General features: G+C 53.1%; 16 protein-coding genes. 1 reads left to right on the top strand and 15 read right to left on the bottom strand.

The window, feature by feature from the left end; genetic code table 11:
- Positions 1–13: 13 nt before the first annotated feature.
- The 15 genes from FEE96_RS22390 to FEE96_RS22310 form a co-directional block, all read right to left on the bottom strand.
- Positions 14–1042, bottom strand: coding sequence for a TrbL/VirB6 family protein (locus tag FEE96_RS22390; RefSeq protein WP_138165360.1), 1029 nt, complete (start codon positions 1040–1042; stop codon positions 14–16).
- A complete protein-coding gene (locus FEE96_RS22385) occupies positions 1042–1533 on the bottom strand; it encodes a hypothetical protein (protein WP_138165359.1) in 492 nt (163 codons plus the stop codon). The genes FEE96_RS22390 and FEE96_RS22385 overlap by 1 nt, the downstream gene beginning before the upstream one ends.
- A complete protein-coding gene (locus tag FEE96_RS22380) occupies positions 1533–2309 on the bottom strand; it encodes a type IV secretion system protein (RefSeq protein ID WP_425467357.1) in 777 nt (258 codons plus the stop codon). Before FEE96_RS22380 ends, FEE96_RS22385 begins: the two co-directional genes overlap by 1 nt.
- Before the next feature lie 89 nt (positions 2310–2398).
- Complete coding sequence (locus FEE96_RS22375) at positions 2399–3502, bottom strand: lytic transglycosylase domain-containing protein (protein ID WP_425467355.1); 1104 nt, start codon at positions 3500–3502, stop codon at positions 2399–2401.
- A 217-nt stretch (positions 3503–3719) separates the two neighbouring features.
- Positions 3720–6095, bottom strand: coding sequence for a VirB4 family type IV secretion/conjugal transfer ATPase (locus FEE96_RS22370; protein ID WP_425467354.1), 2376 nt, complete (start codon positions 6093–6095; stop codon positions 3720–3722).
- Positions 6085–6363 carry a VirB3 family type IV secretion system protein gene (locus FEE96_RS22365; RefSeq protein ID WP_138165357.1) on the bottom strand — a complete coding sequence of 93 codons (279 nt, stop codon included), beginning with the start codon at positions 6361–6363 and terminating at the stop codon, positions 6085–6087. Before FEE96_RS22365 ends, FEE96_RS22370 begins: the two co-directional genes overlap by 11 nt.
- A 150-nt stretch (positions 6364–6513) precedes the next feature.
- Positions 6514–6795, bottom strand: coding sequence for a TrbC/VirB2 family protein (locus FEE96_RS22360; RefSeq protein WP_138165356.1), 282 nt, complete (start codon positions 6793–6795; stop codon positions 6514–6516).
- Positions 6796–6818: 23 nt separating this feature from the next.
- Positions 6819–7208 (bottom strand): lytic transglycosylase domain-containing protein, encoded by a 390-nt coding sequence (locus tag FEE96_RS24180; RefSeq protein ID WP_246079580.1) that lies wholly within the window; start codon positions 7206–7208, stop codon positions 6819–6821.
- Positions 7209–7428: 220 nt separating this feature from the next.
- Positions 7429–7770 carry a hypothetical protein gene (locus FEE96_RS22350; RefSeq protein ID WP_138165354.1) on the bottom strand — a complete coding sequence of 114 codons (342 nt, stop codon included), beginning with the start codon at positions 7768–7770 and terminating at the stop codon, positions 7429–7431.
- Between the two features lie 1081 nt (positions 7771–8851).
- Positions 8852–9931: a Fic family protein gene (locus FEE96_RS22340; protein ID WP_138165353.1), complete on the bottom strand. Its 1080-nt coding sequence runs from the start codon at positions 9929–9931 to the stop codon at positions 8852–8854.
- A 485-nt stretch (positions 9932–10416) separates the two neighbouring features.
- Positions 10417–10971, bottom strand: coding sequence for a putative hemolysin (locus FEE96_RS22330; RefSeq protein WP_138165351.1), 555 nt, complete (start codon positions 10969–10971; stop codon positions 10417–10419).
- 68 nt (positions 10972–11039) lie between these two features.
- Positions 11040–11942, bottom strand: coding sequence for a CobW family GTP-binding protein (locus tag FEE96_RS22325; RefSeq protein WP_138165350.1), 903 nt, complete (start codon positions 11940–11942; stop codon positions 11040–11042).
- A gap of 89 nt (positions 11943–12031) precedes the next feature.
- Positions 12032–13288, bottom strand: coding sequence for a carbohydrate porin (locus tag FEE96_RS22320; protein ID WP_171021792.1), 1257 nt, complete (start codon positions 13286–13288; stop codon positions 12032–12034).
- Positions 13289–13305: 17 nt separating this feature from the next.
- The gene (locus FEE96_RS22315) at positions 13306–14772 is read right to left on the bottom strand and encodes an alkaline phosphatase D family protein (protein WP_212744815.1); all 1467 of its coding nucleotides are present in this window, start codon (positions 14770–14772) and stop codon (positions 13306–13308) included.
- Positions 14773–15044: 272 nt separating this feature from the next.
- Positions 15045–15620: a recombinase family protein gene (locus FEE96_RS22310; protein ID WP_138165347.1), complete on the bottom strand. Its 576-nt coding sequence runs from the start codon at positions 15618–15620 to the stop codon at positions 15045–15047.
- A 132-nt stretch (positions 15621–15752) separates the two neighbouring features.
- Here FEE96_RS22310 and FEE96_RS22305 point away from each other — a divergent pair.
- On the top strand, positions 15753–16240 hold a 488-nt coding region (locus FEE96_RS22305), incomplete at its 3' end, for a DUF4158 domain-containing protein (protein WP_138165346.1).

The raw sequence follows: 16240 nt of genomic DNA, 5'->3' as shown, positions 1-16240 counted from the left end.
TGGTTGGCCCGACTTACTTGCTTGGCCTGAGGGATTGAGTTTGGGCGAGCCGAGCAGCAGGGCTGGATCTGGGCGGAGGTGAGGAGGTGGCGTCCGAGGTTGGTGCGCTCATCCTAGCTTGTGTCTCGCTGATCGCTTTTGATCCGTAGTACCCGGTCTCACCCATTGCCCTGCGAGCAACCTGACCGGAGCGAATAACTCCGCGTTTGGCGAGGCCACTGAGACCTGCAGCGTTTGAAGCAATGCCAATTGTTCCGCTCAATCCCATTGCGATGGATGGAACCGCGAGCATGATGCCCGCTGCCAAGAACAGGACGACGATGAAGGGGAAGATCAGGTTGAGTGTATCCACACCGTCTGGATCAGGCGTGGTGCTGGCGATTTCACCAGCAATTGCGATGACAATGCCAGCGGCGCCTGCTGCGGCAATGGGCATAAATGCATAGCCAATGATTGAGCGGGACCAGGCTTCAAATATCGACATGGTTGGTTTGAACAGCGAGCACAGGATGGCAACGGGTGCGACGACCACCATCAGGGTCAGAATGATTTTTGCATAAGCTATGATGCCCGCTGATACGGCCGCAAAAATGGCCGCAATCACCCAGACAACAACACCCAGAACAGCACCAAAGACCCAGCCGGCACTGTCGCCAATCGTATCGCCATATTCCGTGACCTGAGACACCATTGAATCGAGCGCAGCATATAGACCGCCAGTTGATGTCACCCCGGTTAGAGAGATGATGGCGGATCCGATGCTATCCGGAACTTGCGTAATGATGGTGTAGACCACCTGAAAGTTCGGCCAGGATTGTGCAAATATTCCAACAAGGGCGATCTTTATTCCAAAGGCAAAGAAGCTGCCAAAACTCATGGGTCGGATCTGGGCGACAATATTGATACCGAGGAGCACGACCAGCAGGGCAGAACCGGTGGTGATTACGCCACCCACCGTTCCGGCGATTTGGGAAAACCCCGCTTCGGAAACGCCTTCAACAGCGTTATCGACGACAGAAAGAATATCGGTGATCACTCCCATTATCTAGGACACACCTTAGATCTCTGGGCCGTCAGTAGATCGGCTTTAACCCGAAGTTTCGGTACATCGAAGCGGAGGTTTACACCATCTGTGCGTTCAAATTCGTGGGCTGCGACCTGAACGTCATCCCAAGTAATTTGCACATAGAAGCACTCACAAGAGTCGGTATTTTTCCAGCGCCGCATCGCCATGATTTCCAAAATAGCTGCATACCCATTCCGTGTAAGCGCAAGCTGGGCAAGTTCCTTTGGTGGTCGGGGTGGTCTGCATTCAGGCTGGTCGGGCTCAACCGCCATTGTCCGGAAGTCTAACTGTGCTTGCGTTGGTTCAAGCGAACCCAGCTCGCCAATTGCAGCTACTTGAGCGACCACTGTTGGCATCGATGTCGTTTCTTTCTCGGTGGGGTCAGCCTCGAAGACATGGGGAAGGGCCGCTAGGCCAACTGCGGTTATCCCAGCAACTGCAATGATCGCCATCAGTTTGCTGCCCATCACTCGTCTACCGCCATGGTTCGGAACCGACGCTCTTCAGCGAGGGTTGCCGCATCTACTACGCCAAGCTGGCCAGCACTGACGCCGGCGGCTGCTTCAAGTCTCCAGATCTGTGTCAGAATGATGCCAAGCTCAGCCGTTACACGGGTGTTGAGGTCTACGGCTGATTTTAACCCGTCCTGATCATCGATATGACCAACCATTGTTTGAATGCGCTCTAGACTTTGTCCGGCTTCAGCGTGAGATTCTTCGGCTGCCACGGACAACATGGCGCTGGCGCCAGCCTGCGTTGCTAGGTTGTTATCACTTGGCTTGGGTGAGCTTGAGAGGGAGGACAGTCGTTCACTGGAGAACCCTGCGTCTCCCAGGACGCTGCCAATTCGACTGGCTGCGGCGGACCCTTCCCGAAACGCACCGGTGAAGTTCCCCGCCCTGATTTGGTCGAGCGAAGCAATCGGCTGCTCGATGATGCCCTTCAATCTCTCAAAGTCTTCAATAGTCGCGAGCAGCTGACCCAGCCCGTTGCCTTCCACCAAAGAAAGGAGTTGATCTTCCAGGTTGGTCAGCTGTGAGATCTGAGTTTCCAACTCCTGTCGCATGGTGGCGACTTGTTCGAGCTGAACATTCAGATCATTTGCCATGTGCTCAAGCTGGGCCAGTAATTGCCCTAGTTGAGTGCCGTCGATCGTGGGAACACCCTGGGCATGAGCACCAGAGGCAATCGCGCAAAAGGAAACTGCCCCAGCAAGAAAAAGGCGTTTAGAGCGTACCGCTATTTGGTTGAAACTCAATTTCCAGGCCCTGGCTGGAGCCAAAACGGGACTTGCGCCGCTGAGGATATTTAGCCTTCTTTGAAACTCTATACTCATTGGGAAACTCCCATTTGTTTGAAGTCATGCTCAGCGAGGCGATCTGCAACGAGGTGTTGAGCGAAAGCCCCCTCGCGAACCTGGTTGGTGGCCTTGAGCCGGGTGCGCAGTGTTAGGATGCGGGCGATCTCAGCGCGGGCATAGGTGTTGAGCTCAATCGCAGCCTTGGCGTTTGGCTGCTCATCAATCTGGTGAATGATGGCACTCAGGCGGGCTATCACCTGCTGAGTGGTGGCATGACTGTCAGCCCCATAATATATGCTGGCATCTGCTGTGTTGCTGTATTCGGCCAGGGTCATGTCACTGGGCGACAGTGTGCCAAGGGCTGCAACGCCGCCCACAACTGCGAGATATTCATTGTAGTATTTGGTGACGTTGCGCACGTAGCCCTGGGTTTCAACAAAAGGCGGGACACCGCCATATTCAATCACCCGGCCGGGCCCTGCATTATAAGCAGCCAGGGCGTGTGGGATATTGCCAAACCGGCGCAGTTGGATGGTGATGTACTTTGCGCCACCGCGGAGGTTTTCGATGGGAACAGTCCGATCTACCCCCATGTCACTTGCTGTCCCTGGCATCAGCTGGGTGAGACCGTAAGCCCCAACAGGACTGGAAATGGCCACGTTAAAGCGGCTTTCCTGCTTAATGAGAGCCTGAAACAGGCACCGAAACTGTGTTGGCGACAAGCCCGCTGTTACCGCATCACCCGCATATTCCTGCGCTACCTGCGCAATCATCACCTCCACAGTTTGCCGCGCGTCACCAAATAAACGTGCATCCATTGGGCTGGTATCGATTGCGGGATAGATCACATTTGCCCCAATCGATGCGTCGGTTTCCAGCGCGGTGGCATTGTATCCTGAACCCGTCATTGCTGCGGTCATCTCTTCCAGAGTGGAGAGTTGTTCCATCTGCACATCGGCGAGCGATTGGCGAATGGTCAGGCTGTTACGCTGAACTTGCAGGTCTTCAACCAGTGCAGTGGCCTTTGCGATCTGCTGCTCAATAACCGCACGGTCAAATGTGGGAACACCTTGGGCTGAGAGTGGGCAGGGCGGCATGGGTGCCATCAGCCCCACTGCTAAAACCACTCTGTTCACGCGCCAGATCCGATTGGCCGGAATAGGCAATCAGGGTCTTGTGAGTTTCGAGAAACGTCGGGAGAGAAAAAATCCGGCGCAAAGGAAAGGGCAGGGGAGGTGCTGTTGCGGCTCACGACGGGTTTGCCGCTGCGATTAAAACAAGGCGATGTTTTGTCTGTGTAATTTTCGCACCCAGCCAATGCGGCCAGGGCGCCAATCAAAATCAGTTTGTGCATTAGGATGTCTTCCAAAAATCATTACGGGTTCGCCAACCAGGTCCGGCGAGGGCTTCGCCTGTGGCACCACCACCAAGGAATGGCAGCAGGGGACCAAGGGCACTCAGGTCTGCATTGATAAATACGCTGTCACCTGCCGAGCGCAGGAGAGCAGCGCGCGTGCCAATCATTGGCTGCACCAGCAGTTCCGCTTCTTTGTCGTTCAGACGCAGGAAGCGATAGTCGGAGGGCTCTGCCTTGGGGTTTGGAAACAGGATCTGAGTGGAGACCGTTTCCACAATTACCTTGCCCACATGGGATTTTTCCAGCTGCGACGGGAGCTGGGTCATCATAATCACCACGCAGTTCATCTTGCGCAGAGTGACCAGCCAGTTTTCCAGACGGGTACCGAAGTAGCTGTCGTTCAGCAGCTTCCACGCTTCATCCAACACGATGATGGTGGGTTTGCGGTCCTCAATGACCCGTTCAATCTGGCGGAAGATGTAAGACAGAACGGCCATGCGTTCGGTGTCTATTTCGAGAATTTCTGTCATGTCAAAGCCCACGATGTCGCCTTTGACAGAGATGTCATGGCCTTCAGCGCTGTCTTCAAACACCCAGCCAAACCGGCCTCCCGGTGCCCATTCCGCAACGCGGGAAAGCAGTTCATCCCCGTCATCGAGAGACCGGAACAACTGTTCAAACCCAGAGAAGCTCTGCAGGCTTTGATGGGCATCGGCGTTCTGGCGAATGGCCAGCTGCAGATGGCGGGCTTGTTCACCGTTTAGAGGGCCCGTGCGTGACATCAACGTTGTCAGCCAGTCCGAGAGCCATGCCTTACCTCGTGCATCAGTCTCGGTGGCAAGTGGGTTTAGCCCAGTGGCAACGCCTGCGCGGATTTGGTTGTAAGATCCGCCAAGGGCACGCACCGCCATTTCCAGGCCCTGATCCTTGTCGAAGAAAAACAACCTAGCTCCAACGCGCTGAGCCTGTGCTGCGAGAAAGGCGGTGGTGAAAGTCTTGCCGACACCCATGGTGCCCAGGACAATGGCATGACCAGCCGTTGGTTCGCTTTTTGCATCACCGGGCTCGTGAAAGTTAAATCGGTAGCCAGATGATCCCACTGTTGGAAACACCGTGATATTCTCAGCCCATGGGCTTTTGTTGGGCGCCCGCCCTTCGACTGTGCCATGCAGAGCTGCGAAGTCCGCAAAATTGACCGAGGAGATTGGCGTCTTGCGGGGGCGGTAAGAGAAGTTGCCGGGGTGTTGTGCAAAATAGGTGGCTTTGAGCGCCATGTTTTCTCGGATCAGCACGGTGGAAGTTTCCTGGCCAATCCGTTTGACCTGCGCCACGCCCTGTTCGAGCAGATCCCGATCTTCGGCATAGATCGTGACGGACAGGTGATGATCGCCAAAGGAGATACGCCCGGATTCCATATCGTCTGCCGCATCCGTCAGCTGATCGCGCAATGAGACGGCCGCATCATCCGCAGCTCGCATCTGGCGCACGGTCCGCTGGATATTCTCCAACATGATATTGTTTGGAATAGGGGTGAAGCTATTGGTCAGCACCACATCAATTGGCAGATCCAACGCATCCAGCATGGTCACATCGGTGATCGAGGGGTAGGTCTTGATAGCGAATAGGGCCCCATAGCGCAGAGCGCCGGTCACCTCATCGCGGATCGTTACTCGGTCTCCCTCAAAGATAGCGCGGCAATTGCTGGCCTGTGATGCGAGGCTGGTGAAAGCCGCACCTTCTGCGATTGGCGCAAAGCTTCCAGAATTGAGCGCGCCGAGATACCCAAGCCATTCGCTCCCCTGTCTGGTCAGGCGCTTTGGCTTCGCTGTCGAGAGTGCTTCTTGGAAGAAGTTCATCACTTCATTGAGCTGCTGAGTCCGGGCCAGGCGATCCTTGAGATAATTGCGGGTGGCAAACCGGCGCAGGAGTGGCACACGTGAGCTCAGGTTGGGGCGGCGGATGACGCTAAGGTAAAGGCGTAGCTTTTTAGGTCCCAAATCCCGGATGTGGTCCTGCCAGAGTTGGTCGATCTGGGCGGCAAAGCTGTCACCTTTCACAGGGGACAAGTCAAATTCCTGCGGTACAGAAATTCGGTGCACATAGAATCCAAATGAATTGCCGGTAAGAGAAACAATGGCCGACACCGCCCGCTTGAGCGCATCAAGATCGCTGTCCCCGGCAGTCATCGGATTGACACCGTCAAAGCGTAGAGTGGCCATGAGGTCGCCCTGCTTCAGCATCATGATCTGATCCTCAACGTAAGCGAGGTAGGGCATGTGCTCAGACAGGTAACTTTCCTTGGCAAAATCATTTGCACCCAGAGACTGAAGGGCAGGGCTGACACCCTTGAGGTTGGATCCATCAAGAGCCAAAGGAGTCACCTCCCCAGATATGGGCGTTCTTGGTGCCCCAGACCTTGCCGTATGACACGCGTAAGACCTCAAAGAATTTGGGTTCTTTGTCGGCGGTAAACCACATGATCACATAGGCCGGGGCACCTAGTAGCAAGAGAGCCAGGGACTTGGTCCAAATGAACGGCAGAATGATCCCCATACAAAGGACGGCTAGGTATCCAACAGGGAGGCCAAGATACTTGGGTGGCCTGGTGAGGCCGAGAAACAATGGGGAACGTTGTGCCACGGGGTGCCTGTCGGAGTTGATAAAAGAGGATCCCTATCGCTGGCCTGAGGTTGCAACTGCACTGCAGCTCGCATTCAGGCCAGGCGATAGAAATAGGATAGAGATTTAGGGTGGCGCTGGTGTTGCCGATGACGAAAACGCGGACGGGTGTTAAGCGAACCCAGCAACAATGGTGCCGGCCGAGAATATCAACACGATGCCGATGATCACGGAGGCAAACCAACCCCAGTTCAAGCGCCCCATCATGCACATAAAACCAGTTCCGATGACGGCGAGTGTGGCCACTGCAATCCCAATTGGTCCTGTGAGAGCCGCTTCAACGGATTCCAGCATGTTTTGAATTGGAGACAGGTCTTGAGCCAGAGCAGGGGAAGACATGACTATTGTGAAAGCCACCAATACGGCGGCCTTCTGGGCAGATTTGAAACTCATAGGTTTGGTAGTCCTTTTAAATCTTAGTCCAACACGACAGCAGTCTGTGTCCTGGGTTTGGATGATGTCTCTGCTGATGCGGCGAGAACACGGCGCGTGACCATCCCATTTGAGAGCTGGTTGATGCGAGTGATGTAATTGCGGGTTTCTCGGAACGGTGGAACGCCGCCGTATTGCTCTATCCGGTGCGGGCCTGCGTTATAGGCCGCCAGTGCCAGCTCGATGGATCCAAACGTGGAGAGCTGAGCCAGGAGGTAACGCGCTGAACCATCCAAGTTCTGGTGCATGTCATATGGGTCTACGCCAAGCTGCTTTGCGGTACCCGGCATGAGTTGGCCTAGCCCTACGGCTCCTTTTGGGCTGAGCGCATTGGGGTTAAAAGCGCTTTCAGCTTGGATGAGAGAGCGAAACAACTGGTGCCATTCACTAGAGCTAAGACCAACAGCTGCCAAAGCGCGATTGCTTTGATGTCGTGCAGCTGTATTGCGAACCGCAGACAAGATCTCCGCACGCGCCTGGGAAACCGGGGCAGGGGATCGAGCGATCTGAGCATTCCCAGGCGGAATTGTTCGAGAGAAGCCAATTAGCTCAATATGTGCAGGTGGGTCCCCGTGAAACGTCCAGCCAGAGGCGCTAGCGCTTCCGTCCTTGTGGAACATCATTACGTCCGCGAAGCTCGCCTGTGGTAATGATGAGGTCGCTATCAAAAGTGAGGTCAGTGCCGTCGCCAAACTCGAAGTGGTGTTTGAACAGGCCAGGCCACAGATTAAACAACCGAGGCTCCACACCGTTCTCCGACACACGGTCAGAGATAAGGATGCTTTCCTTGCCGGCGGCAAGGTAAATGCACTGATAGCGTGGTTTGCCATTGGTCAGCTCGATCAAGTCATACCGACATTGAAACGCCACACCTTCAGCCACCAGGGCGCGTACGCCTCTGATTGTGATCAATTGGTATTTTCGTTTTATCGGCATGTGTCGTCCCTCGCTTGAGACGACTTCTAATACGTGCGGACCCTCTGCGGAAAGACATTCACTGTCAATAGTAAAAATCACACTTAAATCCAAAATAGTACAATATTCAATATTGCCTGACGTTTGATATCTTGACACTGTGCAACCAGGTGATGCCGCGTCCAAGATTACGCTGGGTCACGCTTCATCATATGCATCTATGAGGGAGTCAAGTGCGCATAGCGCACTTATTGGTAGAAATGTGAATGATGACTTTGAAAGGGTGTCTGGGATGAAAATGTCGTTTGGCTCGGTGCTTCGGCGAACTCTTTTTGGAGGGGTGGTTGCTCTTGTGAACCCGGTGGCCTCAAGCGCCTATCCCGTGGATTGTGCAATCCTTCTGTGTCTTGCAGGTGGGTGGCCTGCGTCAGCAGAATGCTCTCATGCCCGGGCGGTGTTCATTCGCCGGATCACACCCTGGCCGATTGAGCCGCCGCTACAGATATGGCGGTGTCCGATGGGGGTTGCCCAAAATGAAGATCTAACGAGGCCATTGCTCGAGCGGGTACAGAAGGTGGCGCTTGCGAAAGCGTCGGCGTCGCCTCAAGTCGCCAAGACTGTTTTCCGGGATGGAAAACCCAGCGTAGGGAAGGCGATTGCTGCCCAGATCATTGATGCCAGTGCAACAGGAACAGCTGACATCGACATATCTGATCCGGCGTTTGATTTTGTCCGATCTCTGCGTGTGTACCACATGGAGTTTCGGCAAAGGCGGACACGAGATGATTGCAATCGGACCGACAGCTCTCGTCTCGGTGTCTATGGGCAACAAGGGGGCTTTGCATGGAGGCACCACAATCTCCGGTCTGGATATAGCGCTGGGTCTCAGCCGATCCGATCTTTGTCTTGGAACGCTCCGCCACAGTCGGCAGTTCACCGCGTTAGGCGAGGAGGGGACTGTCCCAATATCAGGTTCCGCGCGGTTGGGGTTTATTGGGAGGACTTTGAGGGGGCCCCTGGGTATGAGGAGGTTAGGTACTAGAGTGACGAGGGGCTTCCGCAGGGTGGCTTGGACTGTGTGCCTAAAGGCAGGGGGGACACACTAGATTTTCAACCAATAGCGTGTTCCTTTGCGTTCCCCCGTCTTTGTAAGTGCCGATTTCGCTACAAGATCATTGAGGTCACGGGTTGTCGTAACGGTTGTGGCTCCGGTAATCGAGATATAATTTTTTGCGCTCAATCCACCCAAAAACCCCTCAGGACCTGCATCAAAAAGGCGAATGAGGGCTTTTTCCTGCCGTGGGTTTAGTTTCCCTCGAAGTCGATCCAAGGTCTGGGTCTTTGCGATGATATGATCAATGAGCGCAATGGAGTAAGCTTGTGCTTTCAGAGCTGTTTTAGCAAACCAGATCAGCCAAGGCGTGACTTCCATGGTCTTATTGTTCGCTTCCAGTGCATCGTAGTATGCGTTTCGCTCCTTCTCGATTTGATAGGAGAGCGCAAGCAAACTTGGCTGCCTTAGGGAGCTTGCAAAAACATGCTCACTGAGAGCCCGTGCAATCCGACCGTTTCCGTCTTCAAAGGGGTGTATGGAAACAAAGTAGAGATGCGTCAGACCAGCCTTGGCTAGCGCAGGGATCTTACTCTCATGAAGCCAGTTCAAAAAACCGTCCATCTCATTGTTAACAACACTTGATGGCGGAGCTTCAAAATGAACCTTGGGTCGATCAATTCTTCCTGAAACCACCTGCATTGCTTCGGTATGTGTCCTGTAAGCACCAACATCTTTGAGATCAGTACGTCCACGGCAAACAAGGGAGTGCCAGTGAAAGAGGCTTTTGTGGGTTATAGTTTCACCGTAGCCCTGAAAGCAGGCCACCATGAGTTCAGCTATCCCGCTTTCCGCAGGCTGTGAGCGGCGATCAGTACTCATGCCAAACTGACGACGAACCGAGGACTGAACAGAATCCCTGTCCAAAAACTCTCCTTCGATTTCAGAGCTTTTCATGGCCTCATCGCTCAGTAAGCTTACTTTGAGTTGGTCCTTGTGCTCATTGGTGAGGTGCTGCCATGCACCCATAAGGCGACCAGAACCAAGTAGAAACTGTTGTTCCAGTTCTTCAAGTTCCCGAGCATCGAAGCTCCAATTGGCCCAGTCGGGCTGCTGCCAGTTCCATGTCATGAGGAATAAGGTAGTAATTTATTCCTCACATTGCACACGAAAAATGAGGAATATCAGGATTTTTATTCCTCATTACTGCTTTGTGGCAGTTTTTCGGCTTAGAAGTAGGATATCGCAAGTACATTCACACGGCACACAGAATGACCGCATTAGCAAACCGATGACGCCTAAATGGTTGATTACTTGGCATGCCTTGCCCCATCAGAACTTCAACCTGACGTAACTTCACGACAATCTCTTCCGGCTTCGCCCCACCATTAGATCACTTGCCTCGGCAATCATCCTGGCCGCAATCATTGACGGTTCACTTCCTCCGGTCATAAAGCGCAGACGCAATTTACGATCTTGATTTACGATCCCTTCAATCGTCTCAATTCCATCCATCTCAGGCATATGGATTTAGATAAGGAGTAATGCTGGCCCACTGCCCTTGGGTAGGCAAACCAGAAACTCAAAGCCATTTAAACAGACTTCAGGGGTTCGCGTTAGTTTGGCGTTTTGGATCGAAACAAAGCCCAGGCATCCACCTCAGTTCCGTCCCTTTTTTTGCAAATCCCAACTTTGCCATTCTCACTGTTCCTAATTTCGTAGGAGCCGCCAGTTTCCAGACAGTAGTCAGCGGCCGGATTTGTGAGTTTGGCCGTGTTTTCATGTGCTTCTCTGTACAACTCCCAAGCATCAACCATGCTGCCATCCTTGAGAGTGCACACAGAGGTTTTCAGATCATACGATCCACCAATGGCGACACAGAAACTAGCAGCAGGGTTGGCAATTTTTGTGGTTTTCATAGTTGCGGGTTCCTTGTGGCTATTTCGAAAATACTCCCAAGCGTTCACTTCGGTTCCACCTTCTAGTGTGCAAAACCCATCTACAGCTCCGTCGTGTTCCTGGGTGCCATAGAGTCCACCTTGTTCGATGCAGAACACCGCGGCTGGGTTGGCCAGGCTATAGTTTGCTGCAGCGATTGTTGGCATTAAGAGGATCAAAAATCCGGCCAGATAGGGGTGGAAAAACAGTGGGTTGGGAAATTTGTACGTCATGGGAACCTCAGGAAATGCTTGATGTAGTCTGATTTGAGATGTGAAATGGATATATGGGAAAGAGAACCTCAGATTTGTCGTTGTATACATTCGGCATCCTCTTCTTGGATGTCGACACTGACGAGTGTTGATCCTGGTGCTGTTATTTGAACCATGATGCCTTCGATTTTTGTGTAGGTTTTGGCTTCGGAAACAGTCCAGTTCGGTCCTGTCGTTTGAACGAGATAAGCAAGGACACCGGGGTCTGACCCAAGGACATACCCTTTTGTCCGTTCATAGGATTTGGCCATAGACTGCGCAAAAAGATCCACTTCTTGTTTGGTGAACCTCTGCTTTGAGCGCCAAATGTCATGAGAAAACCCCATCACTGGAGGGGTGGTCTTGTCCTGAAGTTGAGCGGTAGTCGAGTGCGATTTTTCCAACTTAGTGAAACGGTCTACTGACATAACCTCACCGTCAAAGCGTTGCCTCAGAAATCGCTCCACTTCCCCGACATCTTTACACAGATCCGGTTTGGTGGTTAGGATGACATTGGCATGCATTAGCTGGCTTTCAACTAGGCGTCCGAAATATTTGTCGTTGATCTTCTTGCTCACCAAACTCAGGTCCGCCAGCGTATAGATACCTGTATAGTGCAAACCCGCCGCCAGCCCCAACCAAGACAAGCGGGCCGGGTCGGCTACTCCGCTAGCTTCCATTACGATGTGATCCGGTTGGGGGTTATTAGCCAGCAGCTCTGCTAGCAAACCGCTCAAGCTTTGCCCCATTGTGCAGCATACACAACCATTTGCCAGGGCGAGCTTCGTAGCGCTACGTGAGATTATCAGCGTTTCGTCAATATTGACCGCACCAAAGTCGTTCACAATGACTGCATAGCGGGTCCCCTGGGTCTGCGCTAGAATTCGGTTAAGAAAAGTAGTTTTACCTGCACCGAGATACCCTGCGATCAAGGTGAAAGGGATAGTAGTCATTTTGGCACCGGATGAGGTTCACCCTCAAAAACGACACCCCAAATTGGAATGTCTTTGAATGAATAGGCTTTAAAGTCGACATTTATTGATTAAAATTTCACCTCAAGTCGCAGCCCAGCAAATATGGCCGTTTCCCTGTCTGCCTGCGCAGGTTCAATGAATTGCAAGTCTGCCGTCATGCGTGCCCAGTCAGCCACCGCAAAACTATAGAAAACCTCCAGCCCTTTCTCATCTTGAATTGGGAAGCCGACTGCTACGCCTGCGTCTTTCAGCGGTTCGCTGAAATTGTAACGGTAAGCCGCAATGCCCCAGGTATCGTCCCTTCGCCCAACAAATGGGCTGTCGCCAGCTAATCCTGCAAATACATGACCCTGGATCGGGTTCGGATTGCCATCAGAAATCCCAGCTTCAAAGAACAGGCCCCAACTTTTGCCATCACCAAGGGAGACAAGAGACTGTTGGTAGCCATAGCTGAGGTACCAGTAATTGTCGGCGTCTCCTATCGGGCCCCGCATAGAGGGCGGAACCTGTAGTTGCGGCAAATTGTTCAGGTCGAAACCGTCTTGGGTGCTGTAATATCCTTTTATTGAGTGAAAGGCCGGCAACTCGCCAACCCGAACGGGAACGGTCGCGGCCAGGCCAAAGGTCGCACCTTCACTGAACAGGTCCTTCAGGACCCCGGAATCGTCAGCGTTCCTCGGATCATAGACAAGGGCGGTAAAAACTGCAGGGTTGGTTTTAACTGTCAAAATACCGCCGGCGAAATATGGCGGCACAACGCCTGATACGGGTGCTGCAAGAGCGGTATTCATAAACCCTTCGATGCCACCGCCGCCCAAAATGGGTGTTTTTGACGCGAGTGACGCGGCATTAAATTTGCCAAAACTGAAAAGAACGTTTTCGCTGAATGCTTGGGTGAAGTTGATCGATAGCGCATTGTTGTCCCCGTTTAAACGGGGAAAAGTATATGCCGTATTGATTGGCAGGATCACCCCATCGCCATTTAACACTCCGCCTGGGCTGGTTCCGTAAGTGTGTTCGTAGTCGACTGTGGCAAAGAACCCGCGCCATAGGCCAAGCTTTTCACCGTCTATGTTGATTAACGCTCGGGCCACACCGCTGTTTTCAAAACGGCCTGATCCGCTGCCGTTGATTTGTTGCTGGCCGAAATGGGTCAGACTGAATTCGGTGTTGATCCCGATCTGGCGCAGCGAAACTGTCGGGCTACCTTCAAAGTCCAGCAATCGGCCACGTTCGCCGATCGGCAATGTATCGGCCAGAGCGCCCGTTCCAGCGAGGCTCGCGGCTCCGCAGAGCAGCAACTCGCGCCAGCCGAGTTCAATCACCACTTTTCCAAGCATCTTTACACATTACGCGGAACAGTACGGACCAAGATTGGCTCCATCGTATCGATGTTATCAAGAGGCTCTGGCGGACGCCAAGTATACATTGAATAAGTGATGGAATCTTCGGTGACATCGATGACGGTAAAACCGTTTTTCTCGCTGGTTTCCATCAACTGTTCCATGCCAATCAACTGTGATGGCATGGTTTCAACTGATCTCATTGACGAGGGGAAACCGGTGTCGCCCGTGCCAAGCGCACCAGTCAACACGGTCTCAATTGGGCGACTGAAGGATAGCTCGCCAGATTGGTAAATCTGTCCAGCACCGCTGGCATGGAAATCCCCCTGCATGATCACAGGAGCTCGTTTTTGCTGCAGTGAGAGCGCCTCCAGCAATCTCTGGTGTTGGCCATACCAACCAGACTGCCAACCAGCCTTGGGATTGTACATCACCAGTTTTCCAGTCTTTTCATCTAGATTGTCCGGATACCAGTCGCCCAGTTTTCCTGAGGAGTAGCCAAAGGGCATAGATGGGCAATGCATGAAGTGCAGCGTATCTTCAGCCAGAGTCCGGTCAATAATCCAGTTTTCCGCAGCCTGTGGCAGGATCCGCGCATGCTTGCCTTTGTAATCTATCATCCGGCGGCAATCGTAGATGACGGTCTCTATCAGATCGCCGTAACGGATAGAGCCATAGAGCATATTCGATCCGGACGCCCGCCCGGCCCGCAAGCCTCCATCCAACCAGTTCTCGTAGGGTTGGCCATAGGGCAATAGCTCTGGATAATACATGAACTGAGTCAACTCGGCCGCCCGCAAGCCGTAGGAATCTGCGGGTTGCGTGGCCAGTTCATCGGTGAACTCGTCATTTTCAAACATGTCGTGATCATCGGTGACAAAAAATGAAGGGGACGAGCGCAGTCGGGTGCCATAAAGACCCGCAATCTGGTGATCACACAATGCCTGAAAAATATCGGCATTGCGTGGATCCAGCATCGGTCGGTCGATGTCGAGTTCGCCACCGATCGGGTCCCAGTACTGCTTTCGCATAAAGTCAGCGTACGGCTTGTTCAGACTTGTTTTTATGTCCCAATAGATGTGATCTCCGTTGGAAATCACCACGTCGGGTTCAAATGCAACGCCCCGTTCAAGCAAACGATGGCGGGCCGCCATATCAAGGAAACCGGTCTTGCCGTCGTCGAGAACCGGCCCATCCATGCCGCCCGCACAGGTGAAGGCCAGAATGCGCATTTTGGGAGGCATTGTTCCTGGCGCAGGGAAGGTTTTTAATGGCCATGTTTCGGTAATTTCACCTCCGCCGCCTTCAAACAGTTGCAGAGTGTAATCTTTGCCTGCCTCAAGATTTTGGGCGTCGAACTGCCAAAATTTTCCGGCAAGATCAGTTTTGGAACCAGTTGTGGCCTGACCATCCACCCGAAGGACGGGAGCTTCACTGCGAGCATTTTGAAAGGAGGCTTTGATCAAGAAACGCTCGTGGCTTGCTGTAGGAATGAGGTGAGCAACGTCCCCCCCTTTCCACGTACTGGCTTGAGATCTTGCAGGATATGGAAGCATCGCTGCAGCGGCACTAGCCGCGGCCATTTGTAAAAGGGATCTACGAGAACGATCGGCAACCCGAGACATAACAATTCCTTTTCTCATGCTTCAAATAAAGGTCCAGCACCATCAATAGACATTTCTAATGCGATTTTCATTACTGGGTCCATCCCAACAAAGGTACGAAACGCGACATAGGATTACCCCTGGTTTCTGACGCGCATGATTGTTTGCCTGCTGGTTTTGAATTCGCGTGCGATAGCTGAGATTGCCTCGCCGTTTTTGATTTTTTGCTTCACTTCATCTTGTTGATCCGCTGATAGGGCAGATGGTCGCCCCAGGAGTTTACCTTCAGCTTTGGCGCGAGCAAGGCCGGATTGGGTGCGTTCGATCAAGAGGTCGCGCTCGAATTGGGCCACGGCATTGATGACGTTCATGGTCATTTTTCCCGCAGAACTGGTGAGGTCGACCCCACCAAGGGCGAGGCAGTGAACGCGGATGCCTATTTCTTCGAGCTTTGCGACAGTGGTGCTGACGTCGATGGCGTCGCGGCCTAGACGGTCGAGTTTGGTGACGATCAGGACGTCGCCCTTTTCCATCTTGTTGAACAGCCTGGAAAAGCCCTCACGCTGCGCGATGGCCATGGAGCCCGATATGATTTCAGTGACAATGCGGTGTGGCTCGACGGCGAACCCGGCGGCTTCGATTTCCCTGATTTGGTTTTCGGGTGTCTGGTCGAACGTGGAGACGCGGGCGTAAGAAAAAGTTCTGGACATAGGGCAATTCGTTACGGAATGGGTGTACGTAATGATACCTGTGTCCTATAATATTGCAAGCTAATTTACGGACGGGCTTTGAGGCCCTGTACGTAATCGTCCCTTTTCGGTCACCTTTGACAGGATCAGCTGATGCCTCGCATGCGCATTCTCACGGCCAATGAACAGGAGCTTTTTGATAAGCCGCCACTGTTCGACCATCGCGACAGGAAGAAGCTCTTCGACTTTCCCAAGTCCTTGCTGGCTGTCGCCGCGATCATGCGCAACTCGGATCATCAGATCGGTTTTCTGGCAAGCTGCGGATATTTTCGTGCGACGCGGCGGTTCTTTGCGCCAGTGGATTTCGTGGAACGCGATATTGCCTATGTTGCGAGCCAGCTTGGCCATTCGGTTCCATCAGACGTCCATTACCCAGATCGCACGCGCCAACGACATCAGCAGGTCATACTGGATTTCTACGGTTTCACGCCCTTCGATCAGAGTGCGAACAATGCCTTGACCACCGAGATTGCCACAATGGCCCGGATGCATCTGAAGCCCCGGCTGATCCTTGATCGCTGCGTGGATTTCCTGATCCAGCGGCGTATCCAAGTGCCGTCTGCCTATCGTTTGAGCGACTT

Source organism: Parasedimentitalea maritima (assembly GCF_005771405.1).
In the GTDB taxonomy this organism is placed as follows: Bacteria; Pseudomonadota; Alphaproteobacteria; order Rhodobacterales; family Rhodobacteraceae; genus Parasedimentitalea; species Parasedimentitalea maritima.
The sequence above is the reverse complement of the archived record's forward strand: the minus strand, read 5'-3'. Positions and strand labels throughout refer to the sequence as shown.